Genomic DNA, 11,567 nt, shown 5'->3' with positions numbered 1-11,567 from the left:
CGGGCCGCGGCCGGCTCAGCCGAGCCGGCGCAGCTGCGGCCAGAGCTGCGACCAGGGCACCAGCCGGTCGGCGGCCACCCACACCGGCACGCCCTGCTCGTCGTTGTCCAACCCCACGCCGTTGTCCACCCGGCCGGCGGGCTCGACGCGGCCGAACCAGCGCCGCAGCTGCTCCTCCGGGAACCCGACGGCGACGACGGCCGTGACCTCTTCACCCGGCGGCCCCCACGACCAGTAGGCGTTGTGCCCGCTGTACGCGGGGGCCAGCCGGGGGGCGAAGCGGTCGACCGCGCCGGCCTCGCCGTAGTTGCGGGTGAGGACGGCGACCGGCTCGCCGGCCGGCAGCCGGTCGCGGGCGCTCTCGACGGTGGCGGCGAACGCCGGCCACCCGACGGTCTCGCCGGCGTCGTAGTTGACCGCCGGGACCGGGCTGCCCGCCAGCGCCCCGACCGGCAGCAGCGGCAGCATCAGCAGCGCGTCGATCGCCAGGCTCAGCACCAGCGCGGCCGCCACCAGCCCGGCCCGGAGGCGGCCGGCGCCCCGCCGGACCCACCGGAGCACCGGGTCCGCCCCGGCTGCCAGCAGCACCGGGTACAGCCCGGCCAGGTAGTAGGGCTTGCCGCCGGTCAGCAGGAACACCGCCGCCAGGGCGATGTAGGCGACCGCGAACGCCCGCCAGGGCCGCAGCCCCGGGTCGCGGGCCAGGCGAACCCAGCCGGCTCCCCACACCGGCACCAGCAGCGGGCTGACCAGCACCAGCTGGAAGGGCAGGAACAGGTACCAGGGCTCGCTGGTACCCGAGCTGCCGGCGGCGATCGCCTCGGCCAGGGCCAGCTGCGGCCAGCCGTTCGTCGCCTGCCAGGCCAGGTTCGGCGCCCACAGCAGCAGCGCCAGCGCGCCGCCCAGCCACGGCCAGGGTGAGCGGAACACCACGCGTGGTCCGGCGACCAGGACGCCGAGGAGCACCGCGGCCACGAGGAAGGCCGGCTGCACCTTGTTCTGCAGGGCCACCCCGGCCACCGCCCCCGCGGCCAGCCACACCGCGCCGCCGTCGCGCAAGGCCCGCACCAGCAGCCAGGACAGCGCCGTCCACGCCAGCAGGTCGAACGTCGACGTCGACAGCAGGTGGCCGACCGCCAGCAGGAAGGCGGAGACGCCGATGGCGGCGGCGGCCAGCAGCTGTGCCGCCCGCCCGCCGCCGAACTCCCGCGCGAGCAGCCCGGTCAGCACCACCACCAGCCCGGCGGCCAGGGCCGACGGCACCCGCAGCGCCACCAGCGACCCCGGCGCCAGCGCGTCGACCGTCGCGGCCAGCAGCGGGGTGAGCGGCGGCTGGTCGACGTAGCCGAACGCCGCCTCCCGCCCGGCGCGCAGGAAGTACAGCTCGTCGCGGTGGTACCCGTAGCGGCCCGACACGGCGAGGAGCAGCAGCGCGACGGCGGCGGCCAGCCCGGTCAGCGGGAGCCGGGCCACGGCCGGCCGCTCCGGAGCGGCCGGCCGCGGGGGTGCCGCCGTCCCGGTCATCCCGGGGACCGTAACCGGCCCGGACCGTCGGTGGCCGCGGCTAGCGTCCCGGGCGTGGAACGGACCCGTGGTGCAGACCTCGTCAGGTGCGCATGGGGCGAGAGCGCGCCCGAGTACGTCGTCTACCACGACGAGGAGTGGGGGACGCCGCTGCACGGCGACGACGCCCTGTTCGAGCGGCTCTGCCTGGAGGCGTTCCAGTCCGGGCTGTCCTGGATCACCATCCTGCGCAAGCGGCCGGCGTTCCGGGCCTCGTTCGCCGGGTTCGCCATCGACGCGGTCGCGGCGTTCACCGAGGACGACGAGGCCCGGCTGATGGCCGACGCCGGCATCGTGCGCAACCGCGCCAAGATCCGGGCGGCGATCGCCAACGCGCGGGCGGCGCAGCAGGTCCCCGGGGGTCTGGACGCGCTGCTGTGGTCCTTCGCGCCGGCCGGGCCGCGTCCCCGCCCGGCCACGCTCGCGGACGTCCCGGCCACCAGCCCGGAGTCGGTGGCGATGGCCAAGGAGCTCAAGCGGCGGGGGTTCGCCTTCGTCGGCCCGACCACCGCCTACGCCCTCATGCAGGCGACCGGCATGGTCGACGACCACGTCGCCGACTGCTTCCGCGCCGCCCCCGCCTGACGACAGCCGCGGGAGCATCGCAGCGAGGAACGAGCGAGGAGCGGACCGGGGCGCGGAGTCAGGCCGGGAGGCATCGCCTGAGGACAGCCGCGGGAGCATCGCAGCGAGGAACGGTGTCACCCCGTCGCGGCACGCAGGGGGGCTCGTGTTGGTCCTGAGCGCCGGATACGGGATCATGGGCAGTGGAGCTCACAGCATCGACGAGCAGCCGCACCGCAGCTCACCAGGCTTGCGGGTGGCCGATGAAGGAGGCACGCATGGCGGCCATGAAGCCGCGCACGGGTGAAGGTCCCCTGGAAGTCACCAAGGAGGGGCGCGGCCTGGTCATGCGCGTACCGCTCGAAGGCGGCGGTCGCCTGGTCGTCGAGCTGTCGCCCGACGAGGCCGCGGCGCTGTCCGAGGCACTGAAGGGCGCGACCAGCTGAACACCCCTGCGAGCCTGCCCCCGGGCAGCCCCGCGCAGGACGACACGGCCCCGGCCGCCGGCAGCACGCCGGCGACCGGGGCCGCGCCGTTGCCGCGGGTCGAGGTCCTGACCACCCTCCCCGAGCTCGGGGAGGACGACGTCCTGGCCGTGCCGGTCGGCTCCGGCGCCGCTCTGCCGGCCTGGCTGACCGGGCCGGGCGCGCCGGTGGACGCCGCACTGCTCGCCGGCGCCCTGCGCGACACCGGCAACACCGGCCGGCCGGGCGCTGTCACCAACGTGCCGGTCCCCGGCCGGCGCCCGCGCAGCGTGGTCGCGGTGGGGGTCGGCGACGCCACCCTGCCCGAGTTGCGCCACTGCGTCGGCGTCGCCGTCCGCCGCGCGCAGACCCTCGCCGAGCACGGCGCCCGCCGCCTGGTGCTGCCGGTCGACGACGCCGCCGCGCCCGCCGGTGCCGAGGAGGTCCGCGTCGCCGTCGAGACCGCGCTGCTGGCCGGGTACCGCTTCCGTGACACGTCGGCGCCGCACCCGCCGCGGCTGGCCACCGTCACCGTCGTCGCCACCGACGCCGGCGACCCGGCCGCGGTCGCCGCCGCCCGCGCGGGCGAGGTCGCCGGCCGGTCGGTCGCCTGGGCCCGCGACCTGGTCAACACGCCGAGCAACACCAAGGACCCCGCCTGGCTCGCCGCCGAGGCAGGGGAGCGGCTCGCCGGCCTCGACCACGTCACCGTGCACGTGCTCGACGCCGACGACCTGCGGGCCGGCGGCTTCGGCGGCGTCCTCGCCGTCGGTGGCGGCTCGGCCACCCCGCCCTGCGTGATCGTGGCGAGCTATCGCCCGCCGGGCGCCGCCGCGGGCCACCACCCGGTCCTGGTCGGCAAGGGCATCACCTTCGACACCGGCGGCATCTCGATCAAGCCCACCGCCGGTATGCGCGAGATGAAGACCGACATGGCCGGCGGCGCCGCCGTCCTGGCCGCCGTCGACGCCGCCGCCCGGCTGGCGCTGCCGGTCGCCGTCACCGCCGTCGTCCCCGCCGCGGAGAACGCCGTCTCCGGCTCCTCGTACCGGCCGTCCGACGTCGTCCGGCACGTCGGCGGCCGGACGACGGAGGTGCTCAACACCGATGCCGAGGGGCGCATGGTGCTCGCCGACGGCCTGGCGCACGCGCGCCTGCACCTGGGCGCCACCGTGCTGGTCGACGTCGCCACGCTGACCGGTGCGATGAAGGTGGCGCTGGGCACCCGCACGGCCGGTCTGTACGCCACCTCCGACGGGCTGGCCGACGCGCTGCGCGCCGCCGCCGGGCACGCCGGCGAGCCGGTCTGGCGGATGCCGCTGGCCGAGGAGCACGCCGACCTGCTGGAGAGCGCGGTCGCCGACGCCAACAACGCGCCGGGCAACCCCGGCGGCACGACCGCCGCGCTGTTCCTCCGCCCGTTCGCCGGCGAGCTGCCGTGGGCCCACCTCGACGTCGCCGGCCCGGCCCGCGCCGGCTCCGACGACGCGGAGGTCGTCAAGGGCGGCACCGGCTACGGCGCCCGCACCCTGCTGCGGTGGCTGGAGGCCGGCGCGCCGGTCGACGCCCCGATGACCGTCGACTGATGGCCGGGGAGGAGCGCGGGGTCGTCTTCCCGGCCGGCCCGGACGGGCGGCGCAGCACCGCGGCGCTGGGCCGGGCCGTCGTCGCCGACGCGCTGCGCCCGGTGGACCCGACCGGGGCGGCCGCCGCCGAGCGCGAGACCAACTGGCGGGCCGGCTACCTGACCCACTTCCGCCGGCTGGTGGAGGCCGGGCTCTCCTCGCGCGCCGCGGCGCTGTCCGTCGCCGACGCCGGGCTGGCCGCCGTGCACGCGCGGATGCGGGTGGCCGGCGCGGACGGGGAGGCCGGGCTCGACGTCCTGGGGTCTGGGCCCGCCGGCCGCGCCCTGGGCACGGCCGAGGTGCGCGGCACCGCCGAGCCGGAGCGGGAGCTGACGCTGCCCTTCCACGGCCGACGACTGCAGGGCGACGCGCTGCTGCGGCAACTGGACGCCTGGGTCGCCGCCGGCGTGGTGGAGCCGTCGTGCGCGGAGGCGGTGCGCACGGTGGCCGCGCACCCGGAGTGGCTGGCGCTGCCGGACACCACCGTCGTCGTGCTCGGTGCCGGCGCGGAGATGGGGCCGCTGACCGCGCTGCTGCGCTGGGGTGCCCGCGTGGCCGGCGTCGACCTGCCGCGCGCACCGCTGTGGGAGCGGGTGCTCGACACCGCCCGCCGCGGGGCCGGGACGCTGTTGCTGCCGGTGGGCGACCCCGCCGCCGGGGTCGGGGCGGGGGACGTCACGGCCGCGGCCGGCGCCGACCTCATCGCCGAGGTGCCCGCGGTCGCCGAGTGGGTCACCGGGTTGCCCGGCCGGCTGGTGCTGGGCAACTACGTCTACGCGGACGGCGCCACCAACGTGCGGGTGTCGGTGGCCGTCGACGCCCTCACCGCGCGGCTGGCCGCAGCTCGCGAGGACCTCGCGCTGGCCTTCCTCGCCACGCCGACCGACGTCTTCGCCGTCCCGGCGGAGGCGGTGGAGCAGTCGGTGCGCGCCTACGCCGCCCGGTCGCGGGTGGGCAAGCTGGTCGGCCGGCCGCTGCGCACCCTCTCGGCCGGCCGGCTGCTGCAGCGGGCCTACGTGCCGGGCTCCGACCCGGGCGTCGCCGACAGCCTGGTGGCGCAGCAGGGCCCCAACTACGCGCTGGCCAAGCGGCTGCAGCGGTGGCGGGCCACGACCGCGCGGGCGGCCGGGACGACGGTGTCGATGAACGTGGCACCCCCGACCCGCACCCGTTCGGTGGTGAAGAACCGGGCGCTGGCCGCGGCCTACGCCGGCGCCCACCGGTTCGGCGTCGAGGTGTTCGAGCCGGCCACCTCGAACGTGCTCATGGCAGCCCTCCTGGTGCACGACCTGCACACCGGCGGCGGCCCCGCGTGCGAGCACCCGTGGCAGGACGAGGCGCACGCCGCGGCCCACGGCGGGCTCTGGCGCAGCGCCTACGCGCCACGCAGCGCGCTGGGCCTGGCCGCTCTGCTCGGGTACGGCGCCGCCCGCAGCTGACATCGCCCACCGGCGGGTCGAGATCGCCGATCTCGGCGGCATCGGACGCCCATGGCGCCGAGATCGCCGATCTCGGCGCCGGGTCGGCGCCCGGGCCGGTGCTGCCGATCCGCTCAGGCGGGGCCGACGAGGCGGGCGACGATCTCGGCCGACAGCGCCACCAACGGCAGCCCGCCGCCGGGGTGGGCGGAGCCGCCGACGAGGAACAGCCCGGGTACCGGCCCCACGTTGCCGGGGCGCAGGAACGCCGCGCGGGCGCCGTTGCTCGACGTCCCGTAGATGGAGCCACCGACGCTGCGGGTGTCGCGCTCCAGGTCCGCCGGTGTGCGGGCGACGCACCAGCGGACCCGGTCCCGGACGTCGAGGCCGCGCGCCGCCAGCACGTCCAGCACCCGCTGCGCGTAGCGGTCGGCGAGCCCGGGGGCGTCCCAGTCGACGCCGCCGTCCGGGTCGTGCCGGGGGGCGTTGACCAGCACGAACCACGACTCGGCGCCGGCGTCGGGCCGGGTCGCGGGGTCGTCGGGGGCGCTGACGTAGACGGTCGGGTCGTCGACCGGCCGCGGCGCGCCGCGGTACCGCCCGGTGCCGAAGACCGCGTCGAACTCGGCGTCGTAGTCGGCGGGGAAGAGCACGGTGTGGTGGGCCAGCCCCGGCGTCCGCCCCCGCAGGGCCAGCAGCAGCACGAAGCCCGACAGCGAGGGCGTGCTGCGGGCCAGGTCGCGGCGCACCCGCCGGGTCGCCCGGGACGGCGGCAGCAGGTCGGCGTAGAGCGCGGCGGCGTCGGCCCCGGAGACGACGGCGTCGGCCGGCAGCACCTCGCCGCCGGCCAGCCGCACCCCGCAGACCCGCCCGCCCTCGACCAGCACCCGCTCCACCGCGCACCCGGTACGCACGACGGCGCCCCGGTCGACCGCCCGCGCCGCGACGGCCTCGCCCAGCCGGCGCAGGCCGCCGCGCACGTACCAGGAACCGAACTCCTGCTCGACGTAGGGCACCGTGGCCAGCACGGCCGGGGCCCGCCGCGGGTCCGAGCCGGAGTAGGTGGCGTACCGGTCGAGCAGCGTCCGCAGGTGGGGATGCCGCAGGTACGCCGTCCCGACGCCGCGCAGCGTCTGCCACGGCGCGACCGTGGCGACGTCGGAGGCGCGGCGGGCCAGCCGCGCGAGGGTGGCCGCGCCGGCCAGCGGCGAGCGCAGGAACGGCTGCTCGGTGACCTGCCACATCGCCTCGGCGCGGGCGGTCAGCGCGGCCCACTGCCCGCCCGTCCCCGGGCCGAGGACGGCGTCGACGGCGTCCGGGACATCCGCGCGGCGTCCGGGCACGGCCAGCGGCGTCCCGTCGGCGAACCGGTAGGTGACGGCGGGGTCGAGGCGGACGAGGTCGACGACGTCCTCCAGCGCGACGCCGGTCGCGGCGAACAGGTCGCGGTGGACCTGCGGGAGGGTGATGAGGCTCGGCCCGGTGTCGAAGGCGTGGCCGTCGCGGGCGAACCAGCCGAGCTTGCCGCCGATCCCGGGGGCCTGCTCCAGCACGGTCACCCGGTGGCCGAGGGCCGCCAGCCGGGCCGCCGCCGCGAGGCCGCCCATCCCGGCGCCGACGACCACCACCCGCGCCACACTGCGACGGTAGCCGCACCCGGCACGGCACCCGGTTTCGCCCGGCCGGGTGAAGATCGTTTCAGGTCGGGCCGGGGCCGGGTAGGCGGTCGGTCCGGCCAGCACCGCCGGCACCCGGCTGAGGAGCGGGAGGGCACGTGAGGACCTCGACGAGGAGGTGCCGTGCCGCCGCCGGCGCGCTGGCGGCCGTGGCACTGCTGACCGGCTGCGCGGGCCAGGGGGCGGACGACGCCGGTGCGGTGGCGGCCGCGTTCGAGGACGACGCCGCCGACCCGGCCGACCGGTGCGCGCTGCTGACTCCGGCCACCTTGACGGCGCTGGAGTCGGAGGAGTCGGCCTCGTGCGCCGACGCGATCGGCCAGATCCCCCTGCAGGGCGGTGCGGTGGAGGGGGTGGAGGTCTGGGGCGGCAACGCGCAGGTCCGGCTGAGCGGGGACACCGTGTTCCTCACCGAGACCGCCGCGGGGTGGCGGGTCGTCGCGGCCGCCTGCCAGGCCCGGGGCGAGGCCCCCTACGACTGCGAGGTGGAGTCGTGAACGGCGTCCGTGCGGTGTTCGTCGGGTTCCTGCTGGTCGTCCTGCTGGGCGTCGTCTACGTGACCGCGCTGGGACTGATGGGCCGATGAGCGAGGCCCGGTACGGCTTCCTCCGCGCCAACGCGCTCAGCCTCGCGTTCGGGGCTCTGTTCCTCGTCACGCTGGTGGGACAGGCGATCTCCGGCGCCGCGGACGTCAACGCGCAGCAGGTCGCCAACGGGCTGCCGCCGGTGTCGCTGCTCGACTACGTCACCTCGTCGTCGTTCGGCGTGGACGTCATGGAGAACTGGCAGTCGGAGTACCTGCAGTTCTTCCTGTACACCTTCGCCACGGTGTGGCTGGTGCAGCGGGGCTCCTCGGAGTCGAAGGAGCCGGGCAAGGAGGGCACCGAGTCGGCGCGGGAGCAGCGGATGGGCCCGCACGCGCAGCACGACTCCCCGGCGTGGGCGCGCACCGGCGGGTGGCGGACGGCGCTGTTCTCCCGCTCCCTCGGGCTGGTCATGGGCGGGCTCTTCCTGCTGACCTGGGTCGCCTCGTCGATCGCCGGCTGGGCGGCGTTCAACTCCGAGCAGCTCGCCGACCGGCAGGACCCGGTCGGCTGGGTCGGCTACCTCGGGGAGGCAGACTTCTGGAACCGGTCCTTCCAGAACTGGCAGTCGGAGATGCTGGCCGTGGGGTCGATGGCGGTGTTCTCGGTGTACCTGCGCCAGCGCGGGTCGCCGGAGTCCAAGCCGGTGGGGACGGCGCACGCCGACACCGGCCAGACCGGATGAGGCACGGGAGGCTGTTCCCACGTCCGAGGCGTCGAGACGTGGGGAACGGCTTCCTGTGCCTCGAGCAGCGCCGCGTTCAGGTGGGGACGGCGAGGGCCAGGACGGCGAGGTCGTCGGCCTCGTGCCGGGAACGGTGCAACTGCTCGTCGACGGCGCTGTTCACGGCCGCGACGGTGGCCTCGGCGCCGGCCGGTGCGCTGCTGACCACCCGCGCCAGCCCCTCCTCACCGAACTGGGCGCCCACGTCGTCGCGGGCCTCGGTCACCCCGTCGGTGTAGAGCACCAGCGTCGACCCCGGTGGTACCTCGACGTCCACCACGTCGAGGTGCAGGTCCGCGTCGACTCCCAGCGGCCGCCCGACGACGCCCACCTCCGTGGTGCCGGCCGGGGTGGTGAGCAGCGGCAGCGGGTGGCCGGCGACGCCGACCGTCGCCCGCACGCCGTCCGGGCCGGGGGAGAGGACCAGGCAGCAGGCGGTGACGAAGCGCAGCGGACCGTCGGCCTGCTCGTGCAGCAGGGCGGCGTTGACGGCACGGAGCACCTCCGCCGGGTCGCCGGAGGCCACCGCCGCCCGGGCGGTGTGCCGGGTGAGGGCGGTGACTGCCGCGGCCTCGGCGCCGGTGCCGCAGACGTCGGCCATCAGCACCATCCACCGGCCGTCCGGCAGGGGCATGACGTCGTAGGTGTCGCCGCCGACCAGTGCCGAACCCCCGCTCGGGCGGTAGCGGGCGGCCAGCTCCACGCCCGGGATGGCGGGCAGGTGGGAGGGCAGCAGACTGCGCTGGAGGGTGTCGGCGAGCTCGCGCACGTCGGACTCCGCGCGCAGCCGGCCCAGGAACTGACCGATCTGCCGGCCGGCGTGGGCCAGCACCTCCACCAGCTCCGGCGGCACCGACCGCTGCCCGCGGGAGAACAGCTCGCAGACGGCGAGGACGGTGTCGCCGGTGAGCACCGGGAAGGCAACCGCGCTGCGCAGCCCGTCGGAGTGGGCGGCCGCGGCGCGCGTGAAGCGGGGGTCGCTGCACACGTCCTCGACGCCCACCGGCAACCGCTGCGCCCAGGCCAGCCCCGGAAGCCCCTCCCCGCGCCGGAACCGCCGGGTCCGGGACTCCGCGTGCAGGGCGCCGGGCTGCTCTCCGGGCGCGGTCCAGGTGCGCGCGTGGAGCAGCCGGCCGGTCGCGGCGTCCGGCTGCCACAGGGTGGCGGTGTCCCAGTCGAGCTCGGTGCACAGCGTCGGCAACAGGTCCCGGAAGGCGACGTCGGCGTCGGGCGCCTCGGTGAGTGCCTCGGTCACCCGCAGCGTCGCGGTGAGGTAGCGGCCGACCAGCAGCTGGCGCTCCAGCAGGATCGTCGTGCTGGCGTCACGGAGGACGGCGACGACGCCGGCCTGCTCCGCCCCGCCGCCCGGGGGCGGCGGCAGCATCGCCAGGGTGACGTCGACGGCGACCTCGTGCCCGCTGGCGTGCAGCGCCGGCAGCTGGGTGGTGCGCCCGGCCAGCTCGCCGTGCCCCGTGGTCAGGAAACGGGCGAAGTCGGCACCGTGCCTTCCGCGGACGCGCTCGGGCACGAGCGCCTCCAGCGGCAGCCCCAGGACCGCCGAGGGCTCGTACCCGAGCAGCACCCGAACCGCGGGGTTCACGTAGGAGATGTGGCCGGTGGCGTCGGCCACGACCACCGTGTCCGGGAGGGCGGTGAGCAGGAAGGGTGCAGCGACGGCGGAGTCGAACTCGGACGCCATCGCCTCGGTGTTCCTCTTCTCCTCGAGCTGGGAGCTCAACGATCCCACACGGTCGGTCATCCTCCCAGCACTCTTCGTCGACAAGTGGTCATGTCGACAGGGAGACGAGCTCAGAACGCGTACCGGACGCGCAGCCACGGCGTCCATCGCGCGATCAGCGTCTGGAGACGGTCGAGGCCGGCGCGCTTCACGTCGTTGCGGTAACGCACGTTCCACTGGCCGTTCTGGCTGCGCTTGGGCTGCTGAAGGTCCGGCCGCCACAGCAGCTCCTCGGCCCTCGGGTGCCAGCCCAGGTTGACCTCGTGCAGCTCGCGGTTGTGGGTCAGCATGATCACCTCGGCGGCGGCCTGCGCCTTGGCCTCCGGGGACAGCTCGTCGTCCAGCCGTTGCAGCAGCTGGGTCCAGTCCACCTCCCAGCCGTCCCGCAGCACGACGGGGGAGAGGTTGAGGTGCACCTCGTACCCGGCGGCGACGAAGTCGTCGACCGCGGCGATCCGCTCGCCCACCCGGCTGGTGCGCACGTCGAGCACCCTGGCGTCGGCCTCCGGCATCACCGAGAAGCGGATGCGGGTGCGCCCCTGCGGGTCGAGGTCGAGCAGCTGCCGGTTCACGAACTTGGTGGCGAAGGACGCCTTCGCGGCCGGCAGGTCGCGGAAGGTGGCGACCAGGTCGGCCACGTTGTCGCTGACGAGGGCGTCGACCGAGCAGTCGCTGTTCTCGCCGATGTCGTAGACCCAGCTCCCCGGGTCGCACTCGTCGGCCTGCGGCTTCGGGCCCTGCCGGGCGGCGTGCCGGCGCAGGTAGCCGGTGATCTGCTCGATGTTGGTGAAGACCGTGATCGGGTTGGCGTAGCCCTTGCGCCGCGGCACGTAGCAGTAGGCGCAGGCCATCGCGCACCCGTTGGCGGTCGAGGGCGCGATCCAGTTCGCCGAGCGGCCGTTGGGCCGCGCCGACAGCGACTTCTTGACGCCGAGCACCAGCGTCTCGGACTTCACCCGGACCCAGCGGTCGACGTTGCCGGCGTTGCCGTGCAGCGTGGGGATCTGCCAGTGCGAGGCCACCTCGACCACCTCGGCGCCCGGGAACCGGGCGAGGACCGCCTGACCCCGGGGGGAGGCGAGGGCGGCCGGCTCGGCGTGGATCTCGCGCACCGGCAGCAGCCGGGAGAGGTCGGGGTGGACGGCGGTCGGGGTCGGGTCGGCTCCCACACCCGGTACAGCGGCCCCACGCGAACGGCTGTTCCGGCGGGA

10 protein-coding genes are annotated in these 11,567 nt (G+C 76.3%); 6 read left to right on the top strand and 4 right to left on the bottom strand.

Features of this window, described 5'->3' with window-relative positions; translation table 11 throughout:
• Positions 1-15: 15 nt before the first annotated feature.
• A complete protein-coding gene (locus CRP39_RS18980) occupies positions 16-1,524 on the bottom strand; it encodes a glycosyltransferase family 39 protein (RefSeq protein WP_097207950.1) in 1,509 nt (502 codons plus the stop codon).
• A 54-nt stretch (positions 1,525-1,578) separates the two neighbouring features.
• Here CRP39_RS18980 and CRP39_RS18975 point away from each other — a divergent pair, with 54 nt between their 5' ends.
• From CRP39_RS18975 to CRP39_RS18960, 4 genes are all read left to right on the top strand, one after another.
• The gene (locus CRP39_RS18975; RefSeq protein WP_172442522.1) at positions 1,579-2,148 is read left to right on the top strand and encodes a DNA-3-methyladenine glycosylase I; all 570 of its coding nucleotides are present in this window, start codon (positions 1,579-1,581) and stop codon (positions 2,146-2,148) included.
• 257 nt (positions 2,149-2,405) lie between these two features.
• Complete coding sequence (locus CRP39_RS18970) at positions 2,406-2,573, top strand: DUF3117 domain-containing protein (protein ID WP_012947303.1); 168 nt, start codon at positions 2,406-2,408, stop codon at positions 2,571-2,573.
• Positions 2,574-2,662: 89 nt separating this feature from the next.
• Complete coding sequence (locus tag CRP39_RS18965; protein WP_097207948.1) at positions 2,663-4,177, top strand: leucyl aminopeptidase family protein; 1,515 nt, start codon at positions 2,663-2,665, stop codon at positions 4,175-4,177.
• Positions 4,177-5,655: a hypothetical protein gene (locus CRP39_RS18960; RefSeq protein WP_097207947.1), complete on the top strand. Its 1,479-nt coding sequence runs from the start codon at positions 4,177-4,179 to the stop codon at positions 5,653-5,655. The genes CRP39_RS18965 and CRP39_RS18960 overlap by 1 nt, the downstream gene beginning before the upstream one ends.
• Before the next feature lie 113 nt (positions 5,656-5,768).
• Here the strand turns inward: CRP39_RS18960 and CRP39_RS18955 are convergent, their stop codons facing one another.
• Complete coding sequence (locus CRP39_RS18955; protein ID WP_097208145.1) at positions 5,769-7,271, bottom strand: phytoene desaturase family protein; 1,503 nt, start codon at positions 7,269-7,271, stop codon at positions 5,769-5,771.
• 137 nt (positions 7,272-7,408) lie between these two features.
• Between CRP39_RS18955 and CRP39_RS18950 the strand changes: the two genes are divergently transcribed.
• Entirely contained in the window at positions 7,409-7,807 is a 399-nt protein-coding gene (locus CRP39_RS18950; RefSeq protein WP_143426707.1) for a hypothetical protein, read from the top strand.
• Positions 7,808-7,892: 85 nt separating this feature from the next.
• Positions 7,893-8,579, top strand: coding sequence for a DUF6766 family protein (locus CRP39_RS18945; protein ID WP_097207945.1), 687 nt, complete (start codon positions 7,893-7,895; stop codon positions 8,577-8,579).
• A gap of 76 nt (positions 8,580-8,655) precedes the next feature.
• Here CRP39_RS18945 and CRP39_RS18940 read toward each other — a convergent pair whose 3' ends face one another.
• Together CRP39_RS18940 and CRP39_RS18935 are read right to left on the bottom strand one after the other, a co-directional pair.
• On the bottom strand, positions 8,656-10,356 hold the full coding sequence (locus CRP39_RS18940) for a SpoIIE family protein phosphatase (RefSeq protein ID WP_245853974.1): 1,701 nt from the start codon (positions 10,354-10,356) through the stop codon (positions 8,656-8,658).
• A gap of 71 nt (positions 10,357-10,427) precedes the next feature.
• On the bottom strand, positions 10,428-11,525 hold the full coding sequence (locus CRP39_RS18935; protein WP_245853973.1) for a spore photoproduct lyase family protein: 1,098 nt from the start codon (positions 11,523-11,525) through the stop codon (positions 10,428-10,430).
• Positions 11,526-11,567 lie beyond the last annotated feature (42 nt).

Source organism: Geodermatophilus sabuli, from assembly GCF_900215145.1.
Taxonomy (GTDB): Bacteria; Actinomycetota; Actinomycetes; order Mycobacteriales; family Geodermatophilaceae; genus Geodermatophilus; species Geodermatophilus sabuli.
Note: the sequence above shows the minus strand (reverse complement) of the source record. Positions and strands in the feature narration are given on the sequence as shown.